Genomic DNA, 23,614 nt, shown 5'->3' with positions numbered 1-23,614 from the left:
GCGAGATGCAGACCGCGACCGACACCGACACCGTGACTTGTCGCCAGACCGTGGCCGTGTCCCCGGACGGCCGGCACGGCACCGGCGTCGCGCACCACTACTGGCAGGGTTCCTTCATCCGCGACGAGGACGCCGCGCGCCGCCTCGCCGACCTGCCGGCGGCCGTGGAGGCGGCGCTCGCCTCGGTGCTGGAGACCGAGACCGTGCTGGCCGCCTGCGACGCCCTCGCCGCCGCCCTGTGCGACCCGGCCCACCCCGTACACGCCCGGCTCGCCGCACACCTGCCCGACGGGGAGGACCCGGCGGTCCTGGTGGAGCTCGGCGGCGCCCTCGGCCGTCGCGAGCTCACCCGCAAGCTGCGCCGGGAGCTCGGCAGCGCGACCCCCGGCCGGCTGAACCGCGCCGATCCGCGCGAAACGGTCTACGAGGCCTGGGCGCCCGTCGGCCTGGTCGCCCACATCGCCCCGGGCAACAGCGCGACCGTCGCACCACTCAGCATCGTCGAGGGCCTGCTCGCCGGAAACGTCAACATCCTCAAGACCAGCAGCGCCGACACCCTGCTGACGCAGCACCTGATGGCCGAGCTGGCCGCTCTGGACCCCAGCGGCGCCCTGGCCGCGCGGATCGTCGTCCTGCGCTTCCCGTCCTCCCGGCAGGAATGGCTGCGTCTGATGTGCGCACCCGCGGACGCCGTGGCCGTATGGGGCGGCGAAGGCGCCGTCGAAGGGGTGGCGGCGCACGTCCCGCCCGGCTGCCGGCTGGTGGAGTGGGGACACCGCATCTCCTTCGCCTACCTCACCGCCGACGCCTGGTCCGACGCCGGTACCCTCGACGCCCTCGCGGCCGATGTGTGCCTGCACGAGCAGCAGGCGTGCTCCAGCCCCCAGGTCGTCTACCTCGACACCGCGGACGAGGGCGAGGTCTTCGCCTTCGCCGGGCGATTCGCCGCGGTCCTCGCATCCCGGCCGCCCGCCGCGTCCGCGGCCGAGGCGGACGGCCCGGACCCCGCCGAGGAGGCGGAGCTGACCACCACCGAACTGGTGGCCCGGCTGGAGGAACACCTCGGTCTGACGCGTGTGTTCGCCGCCCCGGACGGCTCGTGGCGGGTCATGGCCGACACCCGCTCGCCGCTCGCCGCCTCACCGCTGCACCGCAGCGTGTGGGTCAAACCACTGCCCCGCAAGCAGTTGATCACCACCCTGCGACCGATGCGCCGTTACCTGCAGACGGCCGGCCTCGCGGGCAGCCCCACCGACATCGCCGAGCTCGCCCGTACCGCGCTGGCAGCGGGCGTCACCCGGGTGACGCCGGTCGGCTCCATGCTGGACAGCTACGCGGGTGAACCCCACGACGGCGTGTACGCCCTGCAGCGCTACAGCCGCCGCGTCGCGGTCCAGGCCGACCCGGCCCGCTTCGCCACCACCGCCTGTCTGGACGACCTCGCCCGTCCCGTCGTCCTGCCGCAGCCCGCGGGTCCGCTGGTCGGCAAGGAGGACGCTCAGGAACAGGGCCGCCGGCTGGCACGGGAGGATGCCGAGCTGTACTTCCGCAGCGGCGGGAGCACGGGCGAGCCGGCGCTGTCGCTCTTCAGCTACGACGACTACGACACCCAGATGCACGCCGCCGCCCGCGGCCTGCTCGCCGCGGGCTACGACCCGGTCGGGGACCGCACCGCCAACCTCTTCTACTGCGGCGCCATGTACGGCAGCTTCATCAGCTTCTTCTCCGTGCTGGAACGCCTGGGCGGGGTCCAGCTCCCCCTGTCCGCCGGGCCCGACCACCGGGCGACCGCCCGGGCCATCGTCGACCACGGGGCCGACACGCTGTTCGGAATGCCCTCCTACCTCTGGCAGCTCCTGCACGCGCAGGAGGAAACGCTGCGCGCGTACGGCGGCCTGCGCAAGATCTTCTACGGCGGCGAGCACTTCACGCGGGAGCAGCGCCGCGCCCTGGAGGAGAGGTTCGGCATCGAGGTCGTCCACTCGATCACCTACGGCAGCACCGATCTGGGCCCGCTGGGCTACCAGTGCACCGAGAGCTCGGGCGGCGTCCACCACCTGCACGCCGACCTGCACACGATGGAGATCGTCGACCTCGCCGAGGACCGGCCCGTGGCCCCGGGCGAAACGGGCCGGCTGGTCTTCACCACGCACGCCCGGCGCGGCCAGCAATTGGGCCGGTACCTGATAGGCGACCTCGGACGGGAAGTCCCCGGCCGGTGCGCCTGCGGGCGGCACGCGCCCCGCTTCGAGTTGATGGGGCGCACCGGTGACGTGATGCGGGTGGCGACGTACTTCCTCAACCACCGCCGCATCCTGAGCCTGGCCGAAGAACAGGGCGGCTACCGGGGTGAGTTGCAGATCCGCCTGGAGGCGGCGGACGCGCGCGAGCGGCTCACCGTGCGGGTGGAGCGCGGCGGGACGACGGATCCGGAGCGTCTCCGGGAGGTCTTCCTGACCGGCTATCCGGAACTCCGCGCGGCGGTGACCGAACGACTGCTGGACCTGGTGGTCGAGGCCGTCGACGGCGCCGCACTGGACCGCAGCCCCACGAGCGGCAAACTCCTGGCGGTGGTGGACACCCGCCGCCAGGAGCCTCGATGACGACGGCCGATCACGCTCAGACCAGGGTGGTGATGCAGAAGGGGTGGCCCGCGGGGTCCAGCAGGACCCGCCACCTGTCGGGTTCCGGCTGAACCGTGGGCTCGACGGCCCCCAGGGCGAGCAGCCAGGCCTGCGCGACCTCCAAGTCGTCGACGCCCAGTTCGATGTGCGCCTGCTTCTCCTGGGAAGGGTCCGGCCAGGTGGGACGCCGGTAGTCGGCCAGCCGGCTGAACCCCAGCCCGGCCGAGCCCTCCTGGCCGAGGAGGACGAAGTCGTCAGAGGAGTAGGCGACGGGCAGGCCGAGGGCGTCGCCGTAGAAGCGGGCCAGTTCGGCGGGGTCCGGGCAGTCGAAAGTGACGGCCGCGTAGCGGATCGCGGGTGCGGAGGTGTCTTCTGTGCTCATGGGAAGGACGCTATGACGGGACCAGGACAGTTACGGTCCTGGTCGTGCGGGACACTTCGGAGGTGATCAGCACATCCGCGCGCCTGCTGCGACTCGTCTCGCTCCTGTCCGTACGGCCGTCGTGGACCTGCGGCGAGCTGGCCGACAAGATGGCGGTCACCGAGCGCACGGTGCGGCGAGACGTCGCAAGGCTGCGAGAACTCGGCTACGGAGTCGAGTCCGACCCCGGGCCGTGGGGCGGCTACCGCCTGCGTGCCGGGACCCGGGTGCCGCCGTTGGTCCTCGACGACGAAGAGGCACTGGCCGTGGCCGTCGGGCTGCGCGAGGCCGCGCTCAGCGGCGTCCTCGGCGGCGACCAGGCCGCGCTGTCGGCCCTGCTGAAACTACGTCAGGTGCTGCCCCGCCGGATCGCGGACCGACTGGGCGAGATGGACGCCGCCTTCGTGCACACCGCGAGACCCGACGAACCGCAGATCACGCCCGGCATGCTGCTGGAACTGGCCGCCGCATGCCGCCGGGGCGAGCGCAGCCGACTGTCATACCGTGACCGGGAAGGGAAGGACACGGTCCGGGAGGTCGACCCGTACCGCCTGGTGCACACGGGACGCCGTTGGTACTTCGTCGCCCGGGACGTGACGCGGGACCAATGGCGTACCTTCCGGGCGGACCGGATCGGCCGGATACAGCCGACCGGGCGCCCGGTGGAACTCGGCGACCCACCCGACCCGGCTCTGCTCGTCTCCCAGTCCATCGCGGCCGGCGCCTACCCGCTCTACGTGACGATCCGTCTCCCTCTGCCCCTGGAACAGGCGCTTCGGCTGATCCCGGCGACGGTCGGTACGCACCGCCCGGAAGGCCCCGACGCCACGGTCGTCGACATCGGCGGCCCCGACGCGGACGGGCTCGCCAGGTACCTCCTCAGCCTGGCCACACCACTGAGGGTCCTGTCACCGGACGATGTACGGGAAGCTCTGCTGCGCCGTACCCGGGCACTGTTCGAGGACAACGACGACGAGCGGCAGAGCCGTCCCCTTCGAGCCCGGACGCGCGAACGGTGAGGGGCTGTCACCCCACGGCCGGCTTCGGGGCGGTCATGGCCTGGCCGCCGATGTCCGCCGCGTCCGCGAGCTGGTCCCGCCACCAGGCCTGCGCCGCACGGCCGTCCATCACGGCCCAGGCGGGCGTCCGCTCCACCTGGGCCCGGCCGAGCCTGCGGGCCAGGGCGACGAGTTCCCGGCCCGCGGGCCCCCGCGCCGCCCGGTAGGCGTCCAGCAGCTCGTCCCAGGAGCCCGACCGGCGCCAGGCGGTCTCGAACGCGCTGGCGTCCTGGAGGGCCTTCGCCGCCCCGCTGGTGGTGTGCGGGCGCGCGACGACCGCCGCGTCCCCCGCCAGCAGGAAGCGGCCCGCGGTGGTGTGCGCGCTCGCCAGGTCGTAGATCGGCTGGACGAAGGTGTGCTCGGCGTCGGTGAGCGAGATGACGCGGGCCCAGTACGGCGGGAAGTCGCGTTCCAGCAACTCCGGCAGCGCCGCCGCGAGTTCGGCCGTGAGCCGGCCGGGCGGGAAGCTGGTGGGGTCGTCCAGCCGCAGCCGGCCGCTCTGCGGGGGCATCGCGTACAGGACCCAGTTCACCCTGGAGCCGGCCGGGCCGGGGATGCGGTACACGACGCAGCTGCCGCCCTCGAAGCACACGGTGGTCACGGCGTCGCGCGGCCAGTCCGCCTCGCCGGTCTCCGCCAGCCGCCGGGCGTCGAAGTTCCCGCGCCAGCAGACGTACCCGGCGTACTCGGGGCGCGAGGTACGGCTGACCGCCTCCCGCACCACCGAGCGGTAGCCGTCGGCGCCGACGGCCAGGTCGTACTCCTCGACCGCCCCGTCTCCGAGCCGCACCCGGGCCCGGTCCCCGCCGGCAGCCACCCCCGTCACCGCCGCGCCCTGGCGGTAGACCACCGATTCCGGCGTCGCCTCCCGTAACCCGCTCCACAGCAGTCCCCAATGGTACGAGTGGAAGGGGAACGGCTGCTCCCAGAACGTCCGCCCGGCCGGCCCGGCGGCGGCGTCCCGGACCACCCACCGGCGCCGGGTCAGCCGGTGGGCGGCGATGCCCGGGGGCAGGGCGCCGGTCGCCGCGAGCTCGGCGGACCGATCGTCGTGGATGCACAGCCCGAGTCCGCGGTCGGCGAGCCGGCCGCGGGTACGTTCCAGCACCACCACCTCGTCCGCCCCGGCACGTGCCGCCGCCGAGGCGAACGCACACCCCGCAATGCTCCCGCCGATCACCGCGACCGTACCGCCCTGCATGGCTGCTCCCTCGCTTCGCCGCCGGTCCCCGCGCCCCGACCCCTGCCGGGACCGGCGGGGCCGTTCCTACGGGGACTCTCCGGCACGGACGACGGATCCGGCAAGGGAGCACGCGTCCGCCGACGTCCCCATCAGGCGGGATGTCGCCCGTCGCCGGGCCCGCAAGGGCGGAGTCCCGCGCAGCGAACGCGAGCACGTCGCCCTGGACCGCTCCGGGCGCGTCCGGCTCCCCCGAGGTCCCTGGAGACCCTGAGCCTGCAACACCGCGTGGCAGTCGACCTGGCCCCGGACGGCGTCGAGCTTCCGATGGACCGCTGGTGGCACCCGGCGCGCCGACGGCCACCCTCGGCCGCCCGCTCCCAAATGGCCAACGCGGCGTCATGGCCCTACGAGGACGCCGCATCGGAGACGCGCGATCCGTCCGGTTGGTGACGGTACGGTCACGTGCCGCCACATCCTCGGCGCGGCGTCGTTGGCTTGGACATGGAGCAGAGAACCGTTTCGCCTCCCGAGTGGCCCCAGCTCGTCCGCTCGCTCACGGAGTCGGGGCAGCCATCGGAAGCGCCGATCTACGACGCGGTGGAGCGGCAGTGGCTGGCCCAGGGCCGCACCGTACCCCGCCGCCCGAGCCGGCCCCGGAACAGCACCGTTCCACCGGCGAACGACGAGGACTTGTTCCACCGCGGCTGAGTCCGGCGCCCCCGCGGCCGGCACGGCCGCTCACCCGGGCGGAACCTACGGGCGGCTTCGCCGTCCCTGCCCTGGCGCCACGCCAACGCCCGCCATCCCGATGTCAGCGGCGGGTGGCCATCGGCCGGTGGCCCGAGTCGAGGTCCCCCTACGGTCACAGCGCTAGGGCGTGTTTCGAAAGTAGCGCCGGCCGCCCGAAGGGCGGGCCCCGCGGCGTCCGGTGCGTGCGATCGCAAGGCGGAGGGTCGCCCTCGTACCGGGCCGTACACGGGCGATCCCGACAACGCGGCGAGCGTGCGTGCCGGGCGTCGCGGGGCAGGCGGGACTTTCGAAACGCGCCCTAGCGGCGATGCCTGTGCCGCCGGAGGACATGGATGACACGGATCACCGCAAGAACTCCTGCGATCGAAGCCCCGGAGACCAGGAGCAGCTCGTCGACGGCAGGAGGAAGGCGCCAGGCCGCGGCCGGCCCGGCGATCGTAGAGGCGGGGATGGGGGAAGGCACCTGCCCGGTCACTTCGTACGGACGTGCTGGCTACTGCTCGCTTCATGACCTTGGGTGATCGGACCGACGCATACTGACGACCATGACGTCGACGATCCCGCCCGAGCCGAAGCGCGCAGCCATGATGGTGACCGGCCGTCGCCTGTCGTATCTCGACTTCGGTGGTCCGGGTCGTCCTCTGCTGGCGCTGCACGGGCACTTCGGAGAAGGTCGCACCTTCACGCGCCTGGCTGGGGAACTGGGGCCCTCCTGGCGCGTCATCGCGCCAGACCAGCGTGGACACGGCCGCTCCGATAGTCCTCCCGACTTCTGCCGCACCGGCTACGTCGAGGACGCTGCGGCAGTGCTGGAACACTCCGGGATCGATGGTGCGGTCGTACTCGGCCACTCCTTGGGAGGCGTCAACGCCTACCAGCTCGCGGCACGGGTCCCTGGTCTTGTGGACGCATTGATCGTCGAGGACATCGGCGCCGAGGTCGATGGCGACCTGTCCTTCGGCCTGTCCTGGCCACACCGCGCAGCGACCCGGGCTGAGCTGCTGGAAGGGCTCGGGCCGTCGGCTGGCTACCTCGAAGGCGCCGTGCGCGAGTATCCCGACGGGTGGGGCCTTGCGTCCGACCCAAAGGACATGAACGCCTCCCAGCACCACCTCAACGGGGATCACTGGAAGGATTGGCTCGCCAGTGACTGCCCGGCCTTGCTCATCCGGGGCAGCCGCAGCGTGGTGCTCGGCGCCGAACACGCGCGGGACATGGCCGCACGGCGGCCCCGTACCCGGCTCGTTGAGCTCCCGGCCGGGCACACCGTCCACGAGACGGTCCCGGTCGAGTTCGCTGCGACTGTCAGCAGGTTCCTCGGCTCGCTGTGAGCCGGTGACCCGCGGCAACGGGTCACGGAACCCGAGCCTGTCGTCAAGGCAGCCGACGGCAGGGGAGTGATCCGGCTCACATGCCGTCACAGCCCACAGCCGCGCGGTGTCTTGTGCCCGAAGCCCCTGAAGCGACGGAGAGACACCATGGTTGAGAACACTGATGTGGTCGTGATCGGCGGCGGGTACGCCGGTGTCATGGCCGCGAACCGTCTGACGCAGCGCGGTGACCTGACGGTGACGCTGGTCAACCCGCGTCCGGACTTCGTCCACCGGATCCGCCTGCACCAGCTGGTGGGAGGTTCCGACACGGCGGTCGTCGCCTACCGGGACGTCCTGGCCGAGGGCGTCCGGCTGGTGGTCGACTCCGTGGCGCGGATCGACGCGGGCGACCGCCGCCTGGCGCTGGCGTCGGGCGGCGCCCTCGGCTACGACTACCTGGTCTACGCGGTGGGCAGTGGCAGCGCCGACCCGGGTGTGCCCGGGGCCGCCGAGTCCGCCTACCCGATCGCCACGCTGGAGGACGCGCAGCGACTGCGCCCGGCCCTCGACGCCGCGCCCGCGACGACAGCTGTGACCGTGGTCGGCGCCGGCCCGACCGGCATCGAGACCGCCGCCGAGCTGGCGGAACAGGGCCGCGCGGTCACCCTGGTCTGCGGCGGGACGCTCGGCCCCTACCTCCATGCCCGGGGCCGCCGCTCGGTCGCCGCACGCCTGGCCCGGCTCGGCGTGCGCGTCCTCGACGGACCCGGCGCGAAGGTGACGGCGGTGACCCGTGACGCCGTACGGCTCGCCGACGGCCGCGAGCTGCCGAGCGGGCTGACCATCTGGACCGCCGGTTTCGGCGTGCCGGACCTGGCCGTCCGAAGCGGGCTGAGCACCGATGCCCTGGGCCGCCTGCTGACGGACGAGACGCTGACGAGTGTGGACGACGTACGCATCGTCGCGGCCGGGGACTCGGCGGCACCGTCGGGGCTGCCGCTGCGGATGAGCTGCCAGGCCGCGATCCCGCTGGGCGCGCGAGCTGCCGACACGGTACTCAGCCGGATCGCCGGCGAGCAGCCCTCGACGCTCAACCAGTCGTTCGGCGCCCAGTGCATCAGCCTGGGCCGGCACGCCGGCATCTTCCAGTTCGCCAACCGGTCCGACGTCGCAGTGTGGTTCAACATCGACGGCCGCCTGGGCGCCAAGCTCAAGGAAGTCGTCTGCAAGGGCGTCCCCAACCACCTGGCGCACGAGGCGGGCAGGCCCGGTTCGTACCGCTTGCACCTCATGCCAGGAGGTGCAACGCGCCGCCGGCTGCTCCAGGCCGAGCGCGGCGAGGCGCCGGCCCCGGCCGACCGGGTTGTCTGAATCGTCGATCCGGTCCGATGCGACCGCGACGGATCCGGGCGCTTATCGTGCGGCAACGCCATGTCGTCGGCCCCCCGCACCGGGTCGGACCGAACAGCAGCCACTGAAAGGGACCGTGCCGTGGATGCACGCTCGAAGACCGTCGCGGGTCACCGCCGTCCGCGGACACGAGGGGCAGGGGCGGGGATATGAACGAGCACGCCTCCCACCCGGCGACCGACACGTTCGTCGCCCACCGCAACCTGCTCTTCACCGTCGCGTACGAGATGCTCGGATCGGCGGCCGACGCCGAGGACGTCCTCCAGGAGACCTGGCTGCGGTGGGTCGAGGTCGACTTGGAGCAGGTGCGCGACCAGCGCGCCTACCTCGTCCGGATCACGACCCGCCAGGCCCTCAACCGGCTGCGCACCCTGACGCGCCGCAAGGAGGCCTACGTCGGCCCCTGGCTGCCGGAGCCGATGCTCACCGCGCCGGACGTGGCCGAGGACGTCGAGCTGGCCGAGAGCCTGTCGATGGCGATGATGCTCGTCCTGGAGACGCTGTCGCCGACCGAGCGCGCCGTCTTCGTACTGCGCGAGGCCTTCGGCGTCGACTACGACGAGATCGCGGCCGCCGTCGGCAAGAGTCCTGCGGCGGTCCGTCAGATCGCGCACCGCGCCCGCCGGCACGTCGATGCCCGCCGCCCTCGCCGGGCGGCCTCCGCCAGGGAGACCCGGGCGGCCGTGGAGTCGTTGCGGCGCGCGCTCGAAACCGGGGACCTCCAGGCCCTCCTCGACGTGCTCGCCCCCACGGTCGTCTACATGGGCGACGGCGGCGGCCTCAAGCACGCCGCCCCGCGGCCGGTCATCGGCGCCGACAAGGTGGGCCGACTCGTCATCGGCGGAACGGGCAGGATCAGACACGCGATCGGCTTCGGCCCCGCCGTGGTCAACGGCAACCCGGCCCTCCTCGTTCGTCTGGACGGGGAGATCGACGGCGTCATGGCGATCCGTGTGGAGGACTCCCGCATCACCGGTCTCTACTACGTCCGCAACCCGGAGAAGCTGTCCCACATCGCATCCGAGGTTCCGCTCGCCCTGCGGTGAGCGGCAGCCGGCGACCCGCTCACGCCCCTTTTCTCGATGTGGCGTACAACCATCGGCGGGCCCGACGGGTCTTGTGCCCCGTAACGCATCCGCCTCGACGACTACCGGGTGTTGATCACCAGGCTCCTCAACGGTGCCGGCCCCGGCTTGAAGGAGGGCATCAACCAGCTCTTCCGGAACGACAAGGCGACGCTGGAGCAGCTGCGCCTTCCTCCAGACGGGACGGTACCTCGCGCAGCCTCGGACGACCGGGTCGAACTCGCCCGCATCGACGAAGGCTGGGACGGCCCCGTCCTGAGCGAGGCGATCAGCAAGCTCCTCAGCACTTCGCCGACCTCGGCCGAGCTGCGCCACTTCCTGGAAGTGACCCAGTACGAGCTGCGCGACCAGGACAACCGTGTCGCGATCGCCAAGATCATCGATGGTGGCGGTCCGTAACTGGTCAAGGCCGGCCGCGCCGCGCTGGCGGGCACCCCCGCCGACCGCAGCGAGTTCCTCAAGGCGGGCCAGCACGAGGCGCGCGCCAGGGACAAGAAGGCCCAGCAGGAGAACGACAAGGGCAAGGGCAAGGGCCAGCAGGCCCACGGCAACACCGGCACCGGCGCGGGCGACTCGGTCCTGATCGCGGGCGGTGCGGGCAGCGCACTGGTCGCGGGCGCAGGCCTGCTGCTCGCCGCACGGATGCGCCGGGCCGGCTCCGCACGCTGACCCGGCACGCACCAGCAGTCGGGGGGCCGGCCGCGCTCTGCCGCGGCCGGCTCCCGCCTCCTCGCGCGGCGGAATCATCCCTGGACTCCACCCGCCGTTCGCCAGAAGTTACCTACCAACCAGTAGATATCGCGCGGTCTGTGACTGATTCTTTTCGCGTACATGCCATCCGCGACAGGAGTGAGTGACCCTGTGACCCCCATGCGCAGAGCCCACACCCGCACCACCCGCACCACCCGCACCGTCATGGGCACCGCCGCCGCTGCGGCCGTGCTGGCCCTGGCACCGGCCACCGCCGCCCACGCGGTGACCAAGGCGCCCGCGCAGGCTCCGGCCGCCGTCACCGCCTGGGCGCCCGGTGGCAACGCCGCGATCCTGGGCATCGACTACACGGCCTGGCAGCGCGATGTCGCCGCCGTCGTCGGCGCCGCGCGGCCCTACGTGGAGCAGCGCCTGGATTCCTCCCCCTCCGGGGAGAAGCCCGCCATCGTCCTCGACATCGACAACTCCTCGCTGGAGACCGACTTCCACTGGTTCTGGACGAACCCCACCCCGGCGATCGCCCCCGTCCTGGACCTCACCCGGTACGCGAACGCGCGCGGCGTCGCCGTCTTCTTCGTCACCGCTCGCCCCGGGATCCTCTACTCGCTCACCGAGCGCAACCTGACCTCGGTCGGCTACCCCGTGTCTGGACTCTACGTACGCGACCTGCCCAACCTGTTCAGCCAGGTCAGCGCCTACAAAACGGCCAAGCGCGCCGAGATCGAGAACCGCGGCTACACGATCATCGCCAACATCGGCAACAACGAGAGCGACCTCGTCGGCGGCCACGCGGAGCGCACCTTCAAACTCCCGGACTACGGCGGCAAGCTCTCCTGACGCGTATCAGGTCCGCCCGGCGGCCGGCCGTTCCCCGTCCCGGCGCAGTCGCCCCAGGACGACGCCCACGACGAGCAGCAGCACGCAGGTGCCCACCGCCGCGTGCACGAGGAGCGCGTCGAGGCGGTCCGCCGCCAGGTAGGCGCCGACGGCCAGCGCCACCAGCGCGCACACGCCGCGGTCGATGATGGACTCCACCGACAGCAGGGTCGCCCGGTAAGGGGTCGGCGGGATGGCCGCGTTGATCAGATTGCGCTGCACCGGGTACGCCAGACCGGCCGCCGCGGCGAACACGCACAGCCACAGGATCGTGCCCGGGCCCCCCGACAGCGTGGTGGCCGCGAGCGTGAGTGCCATGACCACGCTGAGGACGGTCACCACGGTGGTGTCGGACAGCCTGCCGCGCAACCAGCCGGTCCTGGCCGACCCGACGGCCTCGGCGACGGTCATCGCCGACAGCACCGCACCGTGGTCGGCGACGGGGAGGTGCTTTTCGAGGAGCAGCGGTTGGAAGAGGTTGACCTGGCAGATGCGGGCGAGCGTGAACACTGCCACGCCCTGCACCATCAACGGCCCGAGGGACCGTGACGTCCGGAGCACCTTCGCGGCCTGGCGGGCCGAGGCCAACAGCCCGACGCGCTCCGGCGGGGGGTGGGCGCCGTCGCGGGGCGCCGCGATCGCGGGGAGGGCCGCGGCGCAGGCCAGCGAACCGAGCGCGCAGAGCGCGGTCAGCACGTAAGGGGCCTCGTGCCGGACGTGCATCAGGACGCCGACCAGCGGCCAGCAAGCGATCTTCGCCCAGAGGCCGAGCGCCCGGGCGGTGCCCTCGGCCTGTACGTAGTGCGCGTCCGCACCGTGTTCGTGCAGGTACTCGTACAGGTAGGCGCTGGAGGCCCCGGACACCAACGAGCGGGCGACGGCGATGGCCAGGAAGTGCGCCATGAAGCCCGCGAAGGACGGCGAGACGACCGGGAGGAGGTTCGCCGCGGTCATCGAGGCAGCCCCGAGCTGCATGCAACGGCGCTGCCCGATCCGGTCGGCGATGAAGCCGGTGGGTATCTCCAGCAGGCAGAACGCCACGTAGTAGACGCTCTGGATCCCGAAGATCTGACTGTCCGACAGGCCTGCCCGCCTCTGGTACTCGTAGAAGACGGGCATCCACCACAGCAGGTTGAACAACAACTGGAACCCGTTGTTCAGTCGGATCACGCGCAGCACCGCGGCGGGCGGCCGGACGCGGCGTGTCGCGCGCGCACGCAGGGAGATGGGCATGGGCGGCCTTCGGCTGGGACGGTACGCGGGGACGGACTACGGACGGGTCAGGCGCTGTACGGCCGGAGCTGGAGGATGTGGAGCGCGTCTCCCGGCCCGAGCAGCCATTCGATGTCGAGCGGCCCCGCGAAGGTGTAGTCCGTGGCGAAATGGGACTGGAGCAGACGCCCCGCCAGCGCCAGCCGGCCCAGGTGGTCCCGGGTCTGCGGCGCCAGGTCCTCGGTGGCCGCGCCCAGCGAGATCGTTCGGCCGCCGCCCTCGACCGTGTTGTACAGGTACTGCAGGGGCAGCGTCCGGCCGTCGACCACATCGGCCGTGGAGCCGTGCGCGCAGTTGAGGTACACGTTGCGGAAGTCGGCCCGATTGGTCGGATTGCAGGTGACCATGACGCCTCCGAGCGGGGAGGGTTCGTAGCGCTGGACGATCACCCCCATGTACGTGTCGTCCAGGGCGATCCCGGCCTGATGGCGCAGCCGCACGCTGCGCGGGGACAGCAACGAGGCCCACACCTGGCGGACGGCGTCCAGCAGCCCCGGCAGGTCCGTGACCTTGGTGTGGGACTCGTAGATACCGGCCGCGGAGAAGCCCGGCAGGTCCTCGGCGTTCGAGGAGGACCGCACGGCGAAGCGGCTCGTGCCCGCCAGGTGCTCGACCACCTGCGCGTCCAGGGCGCGCACCAGGTCCTCGGGCACCGGAAGGGTGCGCACCAGGTGCTGCAACTGGACGCAGACGGTGTCGACGGCGTCCATGGCGTTCAGCTCCAGGGCCATCTTCAGCTTGCCGATGCTCTGTTGCACGGCCGGCGAGGAGTCCAGGAACCGCCGTTGGACGGAGAAGGGGACGGCGATGCCCGCCGGCGCCCGGACGTGGCGGCTCAGGAACTCGCCCGCGTACTGGGCGAGATCACCGTCCTCGGGCATCCCCAGCCGGGCGGCCAGGTGACCGAGCAGGTCGGCCCGCGGCGGGCGCGGCACGGAGTAGTAGCCGGTCAGCCGGGACGAGCCGTGGCGCAGCACGTGGTGCAGTTCCCCGAGGTTGGCCGCCTTGGTGCCGTAGCGGTTCCGGTCCCCGGCCCGTAACGCGGACAGCGGCACGAGCGGTACGTCCGCCACCTGCGGCGCGTCGAGGCGGACCCGCTGGGTGTGCCACGTCGGTTCGGCCAGGTCCGACGGCTCCTCGGCGCGCTCGATGACGAACCCGTGGGCGGTCACCTCGTAACGGACCCAGCAACCGTCCAGCTTCTCGTCGGCGATCGTGTCGAGGACCCCGCGGACGATGGCGTTGGGGATGCCCCAACCGGCTGCCAGCATGTTGGTGTGCGACAGCGGGGTGGTGGGCAGGGCGTTGATCAGACCGGCGAGCCGCGGGATGTCGTCGGGGACGACGGGCATGGCGACGATGTCGTACCAGGTCAGGTCCGCGCGGGCGGCCAGGTACTCCTCGCGCGAGACGAAGGCACGGAGCCGGCCGGTGGCCGAGGCGAGCGTCAACGGGACGAACGGCGCGGCCGCCGAGAGCGCGTGTCCCCGTGCACGGGGCACCACGGTCTCCGGCACCGCCGCGAGGGCGTTCTCCTGGCCGTGGTTGGCCGGTTTCAGGAGCAGCTCCAGCGCGGGATCGAGATGGGCCCGTACGAAGGCGTGGAACTCGATCAACAGGTCCGCGCCCATGGTGTCGGCCTCGGTGGTCTCCAGGACCATGAACGGCTCGCCCTGCTCGGGGCCGCCCCGGGAGTGCAGCGACAAGACGCCGAGCAGGAAGCGTCGCGCGGGGGCCTGGTAGACGTCGTGGTTGAAGCGGTCGAGTTCGGCGTCGAGCTGGTCGAGGGTCAGGCCCTGGATCTCGGTGGCTATGTAGTTGACGTGGAAGGAGTGGACGGCGCTGTCCAGGACGTGCCACACCCCCTGCTCCCGGTCCACGACGACCTTCACGTACGGGTGCCCGCCCAGCACCCCGGCCAGCTGCTCGAACAGGGGGAGTGTGAGCAGGGCGTCCACGGCGGCGCCCCGGGGGGACGGCGCGGGGGTGAGGGCGCCGGCGTTCGTCATGCGGTGCTCCCTGGCGTAGAGGGGTCGGCGGACGTGGCGGAGCGTTCGGGGGACGTGGTGGTGAGGGCCTTCGGCAGGGCGGCGAGGATGCGGCCGCAGTCGGCCAGCAGCTGCGGCCCGGACCCGGCGCTGAGGAAGCACAGCGCAGCCATGGAGTTGGCCCCTCCCGCCTCCTCGTACGGCGGGACCGGGCTGCCCGGCGCGAGACTGTGCTCGCGAACCAGCTCCACGCGGGACCCCGGTGCGATGAGGGCGCCCCAGTCGACCGCCTCGAAGTCCCAGGCCGGGAGCTCGCGCCAGGGACGGCCCTCGGGGTCGACGGCGAGGACGACGAGTGATCCGGCGGCCCCCTCGCCTTCGGTCAGCATCCGCTCCGGGTAGGCGACGTCCCGGCCGAGCAACTGGCGCACCAGCATGCCGATCATGTCGAGGCCGAAGACGGTCTCCACCTGCCGGGTGGTCATCACCCCGCCGAAGCGGGCCGCGGTCTCGATCAGCCACATGGCCCCGCCCGCGCCGAGCTTGATTTCGGTGTGGGTGGCACAGGTGTCGAGCCCGAGCGCGTCGACGGCGGCGCGCGACACCTCCTCGATCCGGCGCTGCGACGCTTCCGGGAGGGCGGCCGGAGCCAGGCTCGCCCGCTCGGTGAAGGGCGCGACGGTCGGTAATCGCCCGGTGATGCACAACGGGTGGTAGCGGCCGTCGGCGACGATCCCCTCCACGCTGACGTAGTCGCCCCAGCCGGCCCCGTCGAACCAGTCGGATGCCTGACCGGTCACGATCTCCTCCAGCAGGAAATCGCTGACGCCCTCGTCCGCGGCGTGGAGTTCCGCGTAACCCTGTGCGGAGGACGCCTCCATGACGGAGCGTCCGGTCTTCCAGGCTTCCTCGGCCTGCTGCTCGTTCCACACGGTGAGATGGGCCGTGGAGCCCGCGCTCCAGGCGGCCTTCAGGAGGAGCGGCCGCCTCAGGGTTTCGAAGGCCCTCGCGATGTCCTCCGGAGCGTGGACCTCCGTGAACCCGGGGACGGGCAGCCCGCAGTCACGCCAGATCCGGCGCATCAGACGCTTGTCCCGCGCCCCCGCGACCCGCTCGCCGGCGCCGCGCAGACCGAGCCGCAGGCTCGCGTGGGCGACGGCCACCACCGCGTACTCCGACAGGGTCAGCACCGCCGCGGCGCCGACGCGGCGGGCGTGGGAACAGATCAGATCGACCAATTCCACCCCCTCGCCCGGCGGGGCCGTGGTGACCGACGCGCACTGGGGCAGCCACACCTGTTCGCTGACACGGGGCAGCGGCGCGAGCGCCAGAACGTGAACGGCGGCATGTGCGGCGATCCTCGGGAGCGCGTACTCCAGAGGAGGGCCGCCCTTGGCATAGACGAAGAGGATCGGGGTCATGGTGCTCCTGGGGTCGAGGAGGACGCCGCGTCGCGCGACGGCGTCGTCGGCGGACGAGCCGTACGTGGTGGCACCACGTACGGACCGGGGTCAGCTAGAGCACGACGGAAACGGGGACGCACAGCTGTACGCCTACTCGGTTGAGCGTTCGTCAAACACCCGGGCCTGCCAACAGGCGCCGGAACGAGGGAGTTTCAGCCACCCGCGCGAGCCCTGGGGATCCCGTCACCCCGCCTCATTGAGACCCGAATCGCCTCAGGGGGTTTCGCCCTGGGCGACCTCGATGCCGTCGTGCAGGTCGTCGGCCGCCTGGAGGGACGCGCCGGCGGACAGGGCCAGGCAGGCCGCGACGGCGAGGGCGGCGAAGGACCGGGCGAGGGGCCGCGCGGTCCTGGGCTCGGTGCTGCTGCCGAGGAGGGCGGCGACTCGCCGGGGTACCGGCCCGGTGGTCGCCGAGAGAGCCAGAGCGGGACGCGTACGGTCGCCGGCGGAGGAGGCGCGGGCCGCCAGAGCGGCCCGGCCGATGGCCCGGGCGGTCAGACGCCGGCTGCCCACGGTGCGGGCGGCGGACTCGTCGGCACTGCGCTCCAGGGCGTAGGCGAGCGGCTCGCGCAGGATCCGGAGCGCGGGATGGCACAGGGCGGCCAGGTCGACCAGGGCGGTGAAGACGTGGTGCCGGTCCCGGAGGTGGGCGCGTTCATGGGCGAGGAGGGCTTCGCGTTCGGGCGCCGAGAGCGCGCGCAGCATGCCGGATGTGACGACGATGCGGCCGGGGCTCCCCGGGAGGGCGTAGGCGTCGGGGTGCTCGTCCGTCAGGACGACGAGCTCGCCGTCCGCCTCGGCGGCCAGTCTCGCGGCGTGCCGCAGCTGGCGCAGGCGCCGCTGCAACCCCCGCACCAGCCGGGTGGTGCACCAGGCCAGCAGGGCGCCCGCTGTGACGGCGATGGCGATGACGGCGTCGGGTGATCCGCCGTAGAGCGGAGTGAGCAGGTCGCCCAGGGCGGCGACGGCGTGCAGGTGGGTGGCGCCGGGGACGATGAGCAGGGCCAGCGCGCAGCTGCTGGCAGCGGCCAGACCGGCCGCGGTCGTCGTGAGCAGCCAGATCGCCTGCCGGGGCGGCAGGGCCGAGGCCAGCCGCCGGCTCGCCGGCGCGGCCAGGAACGGCACGAGCAGGGGAAGCCAGACGCAGTAGATCACCTGCCGTCTCCGTCCCCGTCGAGCAGTGCGCGGAGCAGGCGCTCGTCCTCGTCGCTCAGCTGGGAGACGAAGCGGCTCAGTACGGCCCCGCGGTCTTCGTCCTTGGCCAGTTCGGCGTGCATGCGCCGGGCCGTGAGGCCGGAGGCGTCCTCGGTCGGAACGTAGACGAACCCGCGGCCGGACCGCTTCCGGGTCACGGTGCCCTTCTCGTACAGGCGGGACAGGATCGTCGTCACGGTGGTGCGGGCGAGGGACCCGCCGATTATCTCCTGTACCTGGCCCGGGGTGAGGGGGCCGTCCGCCGCCCAGAGCGCCGTGAGTACGCCTGCCTCCAGCTCGCCGGCGGGGCGTCGCTCGGCGTTCTTGTCGCCCATGGGCGCGCTCCTCCACACATTGATCGTCTACAGTGATGTAGACCGTCTACGGAACTGTAGTCATCGGTCGGCGGGGTATCGTCCCGGACCCCGCCCCTCTCACCTTATGGGAGCTCTTCGACATGGCTTTGGCCGATCTCGCCGCGGCGGCGCACGCGCTCAGCCCACAGGCGGTCAACCTGCTGGACGCCGGTTCCCTCCTGTCGGCCTTCGGAGCCCTCGGCGTCGCGGTCGTCCTCTTCGCGGAGACCGGCCTCCTCGTCGGGTTCTTCCTGCCCGGCGACTCCCTCCTGTTCACCGCCGGTCTGCTCTGCGTACCGGACAACCACGGACCGGTCCACCTCTCGCTCCCGCAGGTGCTGAGCGCGGCCGTGGCCGGAGCCCTGCTCGGGGCCCAGACGGGCTACCTCCTCGGACGGCGCGGCGGACGCGCCCTGCTGGCCCGCAGCCGCAGCCGCAAACTCCACGAGGGCGCCGCGAAGGCCGAGGAACTCCTCGACCGGTACGGACACGCCAAGGCCATCGTCCTGGCCCGCTTCGTACCGATCGTGCGTACAGTCCTGAACCCGATGACGGGCGCCCTGGGCGTCCCGTCCCGCGTCTTCACGCTCTGGCAGGTCGTCGGCGGCCTGGCGTGGACGGTGGGACTGGTCCTGGCCGGATACGCGCTCGGCTCCTCGGTGCCCAACGTCGACCGTTACCTCCTGCCGATCGTCGCCCTCGTCGTCCTCGTCTCCCTCACCCCGCTCGTCGTGGAAGTGATCCGCCGACGGGGCAGCCGCACTTCGAACGGAGGCTCGCATTGAGCCTGCTCGCCCTGGACGGCCCCGCCGTCGACGGAAACCTGTACACGTGGATCACCGGCCTGGCCCAGCGGGCGCCCTCCTGGCTCGACGGCCCGCTCACCGCCTGGTCCACCTACGGCCTGGCCCTCTTCGCCGTACTCATGGTTCTCGCCTGGTGGCGGGCCCGGTCGGCAGCCGATCCGGCGAGGACCGCCATGACGCTGGCGGCGCCCTTCGTCGTGGTCGCCGCGTTCCTCGTGGACACCGGAATCAAGTCGGTCTTCCGGGAGCAGCGGCCGTGCCAGACCCTGCACGCGGTCACGCTGGAGGTGTGCCCGCCGCTCGGCGACTGGTCGTTCCCGAGCAACCACGCCGCGATCGCCGCCGCGGCGGCCGCTGCCCTGTGGGTCACCGACCGCCGGCTCGCGGCCATCGCCGTGCCGGCCGCGCTGCTGATGGCCTTCTCCCGGGTGTGGGTGGGCGCCCACTACCCCCATGACGTCGTCCTCGGCCTGGCCGTCGGAGCGGTGATCGCCTGGCTGCTGACCCGGGCAGCCCGCCGAGCGGCCCCCCTCGTACAGCGGCTGGGCACCACACCGCTGCGGCCCCTTGTCGCCACCCGGTGATGACCGCCGCACCGCGCGCCGCCCGCTGGGCCCTGGTGGCGGCGCTGTGTGCCGTCCTGTTCGCCGTGCTGGCCATTGTGGTCGCGGCGCGCAGCGGTGCCCCGTACCCCCTCGACGAGAGCGTGCACCGCTGGTCGGTGCGGCACCGTCCCGCCGTCGCTGTGGCCTTCGCGCGCGCGGTCACGGCGACCGGCAGCGGGCCCGTCCCCTACCTGTGCGCGCTCACGGCCGGGCTCGTCGCCGGCTGGGGCCGCGACACCCGCGGACGCCTGCTGACGGTCACGGGGGCGATCGGATTCCTCCTGCTCGCCCAGGGCGTGCGCTACGCCGTCATGTACGGCCTGACCCGGCCGCGCCCGCCGGTGGACGACTGGGCGGCGCCCGCCTCCGGCTTCGCCTTCCCCTCCGGCCACGCCACCACTTCGGTGCTCGCGGCCGGTCTGCTGGCCTGGGCGGTGTGGCGCGCCGCCGCCCCGGCCACCGCCCGCCTCTGCTGGTGCCTGCTCGCCTGCTGGGCGATCGCGGTCGGTCTGACCCGCGTTTATCTGGGTGTGCACTGGCCCACCGATGTCCTCGGCGGCTGGCTCTACGCCCTCACCTGGCTCGCCGCGGCCATGGCCGTGTACGGCGTGGGCGGACGGGGTCCGGTGTCCCGCGCGGCCACCGGATGAGGAGCGCTCCCTCGCGAGCCGCCGAGCGGGAGGAGGCCTGCCGCGGCATCGCCGGGTGAGCACACCAACGGTTCGCCGTCGCGCAGGAAGCCCGGAGCCGGCCGACGCATCAGGCGCGGGCGGTGAGCGCCTTGCGGAGCCCGTAGGCGGCGGCACCGGCCGCGATGACCGCGGAGCCGCTCAGTACGGAGGCCACCGGCAGGGCGAAAGCCAGGACCAGACATCCCGCGGCACCTACGACCGGCACGATCCGCGCGGGGCGCCCCTCGGCGGGGGTGAGCGTCCAGGCGGAGGCGTTGGCGACGGCGTAGTAGGCCAGGACGCCGAAGGAGGAGAAGCCGATCGCGCCGCGCACGTCCGTGGTGGCGGCCAGAACGGCGACGACCGCGCCCACCGCGAGCTCGGCGCGGTGCGGCACCTGGAACCGCGGGTGGACGGCGGCCAGCGCGTGGGGAAGGTGCCGGTCGCGGGCCATCGCCAAAGTGGTGCGCGAGACCCCTAGGACCAGTGCCAGCAGCGACCCGGTCGCGGCGACCGCCGCCCCGACGCGTACCACCGGCGCCAGGTCGGGGACACCGGCGGCGCGTACCGCCTCGGCGAGCGGGGCGGCCGTGTGGGCGAGCCGGTCGGGCCCGAGTACGGCGAGCACGGCCACGGCGACGGCCGCATAGACGACCAGCGTGAGGCCGAGCGCGAGGGGGACGGCGCGGGGGATGGTCCGCTTCGGATCGCGTACTTCCTCGCCGAGGGTGGCGATGCGCGCGTACCCGGCGAACGCGAAGAACAGCAGCCCGGCCGCCTGGAGCACGCCGTCGAAGGCGGCGTCCGTCCCGACGTCCAGCCGCGCGGCCCGCGCCGTGCCGGAAGTGAGGCAGGCGGTGACCACCGCGGCGAGCACCGCCAGGACGACCGCCACGATCCCCCGTGTCAGCCAGGCGGACTTCTGCACGCCGACGTAGTTCACCGCGGTCAGAGCCACCACCGCGGCAACCGCCACCGCGTGCGCCTGCCCCGGCCACACGTACGAACCGACGGTCAGGGCCATCGCCGCACAGGAGGCCGTCTTGCCGACCACGAAGCCCCAGCCGGCGAGGTAGCCCCAGAAGTCCCCGAGCCGCTCACGGCCGTAGATGTACGTACCGCCCGACTGCGGATAGCGCGCGGCCAGCCGCGCGGAGGAGGTGGCGTTGCAGTACGCCACCACCGCGGCCAGCAGCAGGCCCACCGGCAGGCCCGACCCCGCCGCGTCCGCCGCCGGCGCGAGCGCGGCGAAGATGCCCGCCCCCACCATCGACCCGAGCCCGATCACCACCGCGTCGAACACGCCCAGGTGCCGCCTCAGCTCCCCCGCATCGGCAGATGCCCCCGCCGTACCCATCGCTCGCTCCTCAACCACGGGCCCACGGCCGTCACGGTCCCCACACCGGCGCACGATATCGGACGGCGATGACGCGACCGCCCGGAGGCCGAGGCCGCTCGGAGGCCGCACCGTGCCACTGCCGGCCGGCCACAGGCGGGAACGATTCCGTGTGCCGCCGCGTCCTGACAGGTGATCAAGGGGATGAACTGCCCGGAGCGAGACGGCTGGTCCGGTCCGGGCGGTCACGGACAGGGAGAAGTGCTCATGGCTCTGCGCTCCAGTCGGCGTCAGGTTCTCGGCGGGGCAGCCGCCACAGCTCTGGCCGCCGTCCACCCCGCGGGGGGACGCGCCTTCGCGAAGGGCTCGGAGGAAGAGGGGATCACCGGCCGGCTGCGTGCGCTTGAGCGGGCGCATTCGGCACGACTGGGGGTCTTCGCGCGTGACGCCGTCACCGGAAGAGCGGTGCTGTACCGCGCGGACGAGCTGTTCCCCCTGTGCTCGGCCTTCAAGACGATCGCCGTGGCCGCGGTGCTGAGGGACCTCGACCGTGATGGCACGTTCCTCGCCCGGCGCATCCGGTACACGCAGAGGGACGTCACGGACTCCGGCTACGCCCCCGTCACGGGCTTGCCCGGGAACCTGGGATGCGGCATGACCGTCGCGGACCTGTGCGCGGCAGCCATCGACCACAGCGACAACACCGCCGGCAACCTCCTGCTGCGCGAGCTCGGCGGTCCGGACGCCGTCACCCGCTTCTGCCGGTCCCTCGGCGACCGGGTGACCCGGCTCGACCGGTGGGAGCCCGCACTGAACTCCGCAGAACCCGGAAGGACGACCGACACCACCAGCCCGCGCGCCATCGGCAGCACCTACGCCCGGCTCGCCGTCGGGGACGCTCTGGACGGGCCCGACCGGGAACGGCTGACCGGGTGGCTGCAGGGCAACACCACCGGCGGCAACCGCCTGCGCGCCGGACTGCCGAAGGGCTGGAAGGTCGCCGAGAAGACCGGCACCGGCAGCCATGGCACCACCAACGACGTAGGCATCGCCTGGCCGCCCGGCCGAGGACCGATCACGATCGCGGTCCTCTCCACCAAGCCCGACCCCACGGCGCCGGCCGATGAGCCCCTGCTCGCCGACACGGCTGCCGTACTGGCGGCAGCGCTGATGTGATCCCCGGACCGTTCGGTTGCCTGCCGTAGCCCGGTAGCCCCGGCCACGTCCTCCAGCAAATCTCCACCGGGGCAAGAGCCGCAAGCGCACATGCTGCAACTCTGATGACCATTCATGTGCGGCCGGCTCACCGGCCCGGAAGGAACACCGCCATGCTCACTTTGACTCCCCGCAACGGCGCGGCCCCGAGGGTCTTCGGGCCGGCCCCGCACGGCCAGGGCTCCCAGATCGCCCCGATCATGCTGCAGGAGGAGCTGTGGGAACGGATGCGCGCGTTGCCCTACGTATACATGTCCCCGACGCTCGTCTCCGTCCCGCACGCCCGTGCCCTGTTCCTGCCCGAGGGTGTCGGCTCCGGTCCGGCCGAGGCCTTCCAGCGCGGTAGGGAGTGGGCCCACATCCACCCCCACCACGACGGCTCGCTCCACCTCACGCTCCCGCCGGAGGCCGAGGAAGACGTCATCGCCGCGGGCTGGGGCGTACACCACCCGGTCCAGGCGGTGACGCTCATCTACGGGCCCAGGACCGCAGCGGAGCTGGAGACGGTCTGGAAGATCGTCCAGCTGTCGTACCGGTACGCGATCGGCGCGGGGTGAAGCGCCACGTCATACGAGAGGGGCCGAGTGCCGTGCAGCCCGGACGGGAAGGGACGAACTGAACTCCCGGCCGCCCGCACGGACCCCGAGCGTGACCCACCCGGCCGAAAGCCTGCGCGGGCCGCGCCGACGGGCCGGTGACCTACGACGAGCCGCCGGCCCCCGCGAGCGACTGCGCCCGAACTCGTCATCCGCGCGCGGGGCCGGCTGACCCGGTCGGCGTCATGCCTTCTTCAGCTCCTCGGCAAGCATCACAAGGATGCCGCTGGGACCGCGGAGGTACGTGAGCTTGTAGACGTCCCCATAGGTCGCCACACCGCGAAGCGGACGGCATCCGTGCTTCGCGGCTGCCTCAAGGGCTTCGTCGAGGTCGTCGACCGAGAAGGCGACGCGATGCATGCCGATCTCGTTGGGACGGGTGGGGTTCGACTCGATCGCTTCGGGGTGGATGTACTCGAAGAGCTCGAGACGGCCGTGACCGTCCGGCGTCCGGAGCATCGCGATCTTGGCGTGATTGCCATCAAGGCCGACGGCGGTGTCGGTCCACTCACCACTGACCGTGTCACGGCCGACGACCGTCAGGCCGAGGTCGGTGAAGAACGAGATCGTTGCTTCGAGGTCGCGAACTGCGATACCGACGTTCTCAAGTTTGATGGGCATGCTCTGCATGCTATCGAGCCGGGCCGATCGGGTGCCGGAGCCGGCATCCGATCGGCCCGG

At 72.5% G+C, this 23,614-nt stretch carries 24 protein-coding genes; 14 read left to right on the top strand and 10 right to left on the bottom strand.

Annotation, left to right across the window (positions count from 1 at the left end):
- Positions 1-5 precede the first annotated feature (5 nt).
- Positions 6-2,603: an acyl-CoA reductase gene (locus IE207_RS12850; protein WP_190184700.1), complete on the top strand. Its 2,598-nt coding sequence runs from the start codon at positions 6-8 to the stop codon at positions 2,601-2,603.
- Between the two features lie 16 nt (positions 2,604-2,619).
- Here IE207_RS12850 and IE207_RS12845 read toward each other — a convergent pair whose 3' ends face one another.
- Complete coding sequence (locus tag IE207_RS12845; protein ID WP_190184282.1) at positions 2,620-3,006, bottom strand: VOC family protein; 387 nt, start codon at positions 3,004-3,006, stop codon at positions 2,620-2,622.
- Positions 3,007-3,068: 62 nt separating this feature from the next.
- Here IE207_RS12845 and IE207_RS12840 point away from each other — a divergent pair, with 62 nt between their 5' ends.
- Complete coding sequence (locus IE207_RS12840; protein ID WP_190184281.1) at positions 3,069-4,064, top strand: helix-turn-helix transcriptional regulator; 996 nt, start codon at positions 3,069-3,071, stop codon at positions 4,062-4,064.
- A gap of 7 nt (positions 4,065-4,071) precedes the next feature.
- Here IE207_RS12840 and IE207_RS12835 read toward each other — a convergent pair whose 3' ends face one another.
- Complete coding sequence (locus tag IE207_RS12835) at positions 4,072-5,304, bottom strand: FAD binding domain-containing protein (RefSeq protein WP_190184280.1); 1,233 nt, start codon at positions 5,302-5,304, stop codon at positions 4,072-4,074.
- 483 nt (positions 5,305-5,787) lie between these two features.
- Between IE207_RS12835 and IE207_RS12830 the strand changes: the two genes are divergently transcribed.
- Complete coding sequence (locus tag IE207_RS12830; RefSeq protein ID WP_190184279.1) at positions 5,788-5,994, top strand: hypothetical protein; 207 nt, start codon at positions 5,788-5,790, stop codon at positions 5,992-5,994.
- A 340-nt stretch (positions 5,995-6,334) separates the two neighbouring features.
- Here IE207_RS12830 and IE207_RS34080 read toward each other — a convergent pair whose 3' ends face one another.
- A complete protein-coding gene (locus IE207_RS34080) occupies positions 6,335-6,499 on the bottom strand; it encodes a DUF6332 family protein (protein WP_373304705.1) in 165 nt (54 codons plus the stop codon).
- An 82-nt stretch (positions 6,500-6,581) separates the two neighbouring features.
- Here IE207_RS34080 and IE207_RS12825 point away from each other — a divergent pair, with 82 nt between their 5' ends.
- The 6 genes from IE207_RS12825 (at position 6,582) to IE207_RS12800 (ending at position 11,392) form a co-directional block, all read left to right on the top strand.
- Positions 6,582-7,367, top strand: coding sequence for an alpha/beta fold hydrolase (locus IE207_RS12825; protein WP_190184278.1), 786 nt, complete (start codon positions 6,582-6,584; stop codon positions 7,365-7,367).
- 147 nt (positions 7,368-7,514) lie between these two features.
- Positions 7,515-8,720, top strand: coding sequence for an NAD(P)/FAD-dependent oxidoreductase (locus IE207_RS12820; RefSeq protein WP_190184277.1), 1,206 nt, complete (start codon positions 7,515-7,517; stop codon positions 8,718-8,720).
- A 188-nt stretch (positions 8,721-8,908) separates the two neighbouring features.
- Complete coding sequence (locus IE207_RS12815; RefSeq protein WP_190184276.1) at positions 8,909-9,805, top strand: RNA polymerase sigma-70 factor; 897 nt, start codon at positions 8,909-8,911, stop codon at positions 9,803-9,805.
- 108 nt (positions 9,806-9,913) lie between these two features.
- Positions 9,914-10,243 carry a hypothetical protein gene (locus IE207_RS12810; RefSeq protein ID WP_190184275.1) on the top strand — a complete coding sequence of 110 codons (330 nt, stop codon included), beginning with the start codon at positions 9,914-9,916 and terminating at the stop codon, positions 10,241-10,243.
- A complete protein-coding gene (locus tag IE207_RS34075) occupies positions 10,244-10,513 on the top strand; it encodes a hypothetical protein (RefSeq protein WP_190184699.1) in 270 nt (89 codons plus the stop codon).
- A gap of 201 nt (positions 10,514-10,714) precedes the next feature.
- Positions 10,715-11,392, top strand: coding sequence for an HAD family acid phosphatase (locus IE207_RS12800; RefSeq protein WP_229873681.1), 678 nt, complete (start codon positions 10,715-10,717; stop codon positions 11,390-11,392).
- Positions 11,393-11,398: 6 nt separating this feature from the next.
- On the opposite strand, the gene IE207_RS12795 is transcribed toward IE207_RS12800, so the two are convergent.
- From IE207_RS12795 to IE207_RS12775, 5 genes are all read right to left on the bottom strand, one after another.
- Positions 11,399-12,601 (bottom strand): MFS transporter, encoded by a 1,203-nt coding sequence (locus IE207_RS12795; protein ID WP_229873680.1) that lies wholly within the window; start codon positions 12,599-12,601, stop codon positions 11,399-11,401.
- 110 nt (positions 12,602-12,711) lie between these two features.
- The gene (locus IE207_RS12790; RefSeq protein WP_229873679.1) at positions 12,712-14,712 is read right to left on the bottom strand and encodes a PEP/pyruvate-binding domain-containing protein; all 2,001 of its coding nucleotides are present in this window, start codon (positions 14,710-14,712) and stop codon (positions 12,712-12,714) included.
- Positions 14,709-16,112: an ATP-grasp domain-containing protein gene (locus tag IE207_RS12785; protein ID WP_190184273.1), complete on the bottom strand. Its 1,404-nt coding sequence runs from the start codon at positions 16,110-16,112 to the stop codon at positions 14,709-14,711. Before IE207_RS12785 ends, IE207_RS12790 begins: the two co-directional genes overlap by 4 nt.
- A 255-nt stretch (positions 16,113-16,367) precedes the next feature.
- Entirely contained in the window at positions 16,368-17,309 is a 942-nt protein-coding gene (locus tag IE207_RS12780; protein WP_190184272.1) for a M56 family metallopeptidase, read from the bottom strand.
- Positions 17,306-17,683 carry a BlaI/MecI/CopY family transcriptional regulator gene (locus tag IE207_RS12775; RefSeq protein WP_190184271.1) on the bottom strand — a complete coding sequence of 126 codons (378 nt, stop codon included), beginning with the start codon at positions 17,681-17,683 and terminating at the stop codon, positions 17,306-17,308. Before IE207_RS12775 ends, IE207_RS12780 begins: the two co-directional genes overlap by 4 nt.
- Before the next feature lie 122 nt (positions 17,684-17,805).
- On the opposite strand from IE207_RS12775, the gene IE207_RS12770 reads away from it, so the two are divergent.
- From IE207_RS12770 to IE207_RS12760, 3 genes are read left to right on the top strand one after another with little or no spacing between them, the layout of a single operon-like run.
- The gene (locus tag IE207_RS12770) at positions 17,806-18,489 is read left to right on the top strand and encodes a DedA family protein (protein ID WP_190184270.1); all 684 of its coding nucleotides are present in this window, start codon (positions 17,806-17,808) and stop codon (positions 18,487-18,489) included.
- Positions 18,486-19,094 carry a phosphatase PAP2 family protein gene (locus tag IE207_RS12765; protein ID WP_190184269.1) on the top strand — a complete coding sequence of 203 codons (609 nt, stop codon included), beginning with the start codon at positions 18,486-18,488 and terminating at the stop codon, positions 19,092-19,094. The genes IE207_RS12770 and IE207_RS12765 overlap by 4 nt, the downstream gene beginning before the upstream one ends.
- Positions 19,094-19,765 (top strand): phosphatase PAP2 family protein, encoded by a 672-nt coding sequence (locus IE207_RS12760; protein WP_190184268.1) that lies wholly within the window; start codon positions 19,094-19,096, stop codon positions 19,763-19,765. Before IE207_RS12765 ends, IE207_RS12760 begins: the two co-directional genes overlap by 1 nt.
- Before the next feature lie 109 nt (positions 19,766-19,874).
- Here IE207_RS12760 and IE207_RS12755 read toward each other — a convergent pair whose 3' ends face one another.
- Positions 19,875-21,143 carry an APC family permease gene (locus IE207_RS12755; RefSeq protein WP_190184267.1) on the bottom strand — a complete coding sequence of 423 codons (1,269 nt, stop codon included), beginning with the start codon at positions 21,141-21,143 and terminating at the stop codon, positions 19,875-19,877.
- Between the two features lie 246 nt (positions 21,144-21,389).
- Between IE207_RS12755 and bla the strand changes: the two genes are divergently transcribed.
- Positions 21,390-22,298, top strand: a complete 909-nt coding sequence (gene bla / locus IE207_RS12750; protein WP_190184266.1) for a class A beta-lactamase — start codon at positions 21,390-21,392, stop codon at positions 22,296-22,298.
- A gap of 152 nt (positions 22,299-22,450) precedes the next feature.
- Positions 22,451-22,894 carry a luciferase domain-containing protein gene (locus IE207_RS12745; protein ID WP_190184265.1) on the top strand — a complete coding sequence of 148 codons (444 nt, stop codon included), beginning with the start codon at positions 22,451-22,453 and terminating at the stop codon, positions 22,892-22,894.
- A 222-nt stretch (positions 22,895-23,116) separates the two neighbouring features.
- Here IE207_RS12745 and IE207_RS12740 read toward each other — a convergent pair whose 3' ends face one another.
- A complete protein-coding gene (locus IE207_RS12740) occupies positions 23,117-23,554 on the bottom strand; it encodes a VOC family protein (protein WP_190184264.1) in 438 nt (145 codons plus the stop codon).
- Positions 23,555-23,614: the final 60 nt, after the last annotated feature.

Source organism: Streptomyces cirratus (genome assembly GCF_014650775.1).
In the GTDB taxonomy this organism is placed as follows: Bacteria; Actinomycetota; Actinomycetes; order Streptomycetales; family Streptomycetaceae; genus Streptomyces; species Streptomyces cirratus.
This window is presented reverse-complemented; position numbering and strand designations above follow the sequence as displayed.

Bases quoted from the DNA above. Each gene is read 5' to 3' on its own strand.
- IE207_RS12815 (WP_190184276.1), top strand. From the start codon at position 8,909: ATGAACGAGCACGCCTCCCACCCGGCGACCGACACGTTCGTCGCCCAC.
- IE207_RS12845 (WP_190184282.1), bottom strand. From the start codon at position 3,006: ATGAGCACAGAAGACACCTCCGCACCCGCGATCCGCTACGCGGCCGTC.
- IE207_RS12760 (WP_190184268.1), top strand. From the start codon at position 19,094: ATGACCGCCGCACCGCGCGCCGCCCGCTGGGCCCTGGTGGCGGCGCTG.
- IE207_RS12740 (WP_190184264.1), bottom strand. From the start codon at position 23,554: ATGCCCATCAAACTTGAGAACGTCGGTATCGCAGTTCGCGACCTCGAA.
- IE207_RS12820 (WP_190184277.1), top strand. From the start codon at position 7,515: ATGGTTGAGAACACTGATGTGGTCGTGATCGGCGGCGGGTACGCCGGT.
- IE207_RS12785 (WP_190184273.1), bottom strand. From the start codon at position 16,112: ATGACCCCGATCCTCTTCGTCTATGCCAAGGGCGGCCCTCCTCTGGAG.
- bla (WP_190184266.1), top strand. From the start codon at position 21,390: ATGGCTCTGCGCTCCAGTCGGCGTCAGGTTCTCGGCGGGGCAGCCGCC.
- IE207_RS12745 (WP_190184265.1), top strand. From the start codon at position 22,451: ATGCTCACTTTGACTCCCCGCAACGGCGCGGCCCCGAGGGTCTTCGGG.
- IE207_RS12775 (WP_190184271.1), bottom strand. From the start codon at position 17,683: ATGGGCGACAAGAACGCCGAGCGACGCCCCGCCGGCGAGCTGGAGGCA.
- IE207_RS12835 (WP_190184280.1), bottom strand. From the start codon at position 5,304: ATGCAGGGCGGTACGGTCGCGGTGATCGGCGGGAGCATTGCGGGGTGT.
- IE207_RS12800 (WP_229873681.1), top strand. From the start codon at position 10,715: ATGCGCAGAGCCCACACCCGCACCACCCGCACCACCCGCACCGTCATG.
- IE207_RS12850 (WP_190184700.1), top strand. From the start codon at position 6: ATGCAGACCGCGACCGACACCGACACCGTGACTTGTCGCCAGACCGTG.
- IE207_RS12830 (WP_190184279.1), top strand. From the start codon at position 5,788: ATGGAGCAGAGAACCGTTTCGCCTCCCGAGTGGCCCCAGCTCGTCCGC.
- IE207_RS12825 (WP_190184278.1), top strand. From the start codon at position 6,582: ATGACGTCGACGATCCCGCCCGAGCCGAAGCGCGCAGCCATGATGGTG.
- IE207_RS12770 (WP_190184270.1), top strand. From the start codon at position 17,806: ATGGCTTTGGCCGATCTCGCCGCGGCGGCGCACGCGCTCAGCCCACAG.
- IE207_RS12790 (WP_229873679.1), bottom strand. From the start codon at position 14,712: ATGACGAACGCCGGCGCCCTCACCCCCGCGCCGTCCCCCCGGGGCGCC.
- IE207_RS12755 (WP_190184267.1), bottom strand. From the start codon at position 21,143: ATGGGTACGGCGGGGGCATCTGCCGATGCGGGGGAGCTGAGGCGGCAC.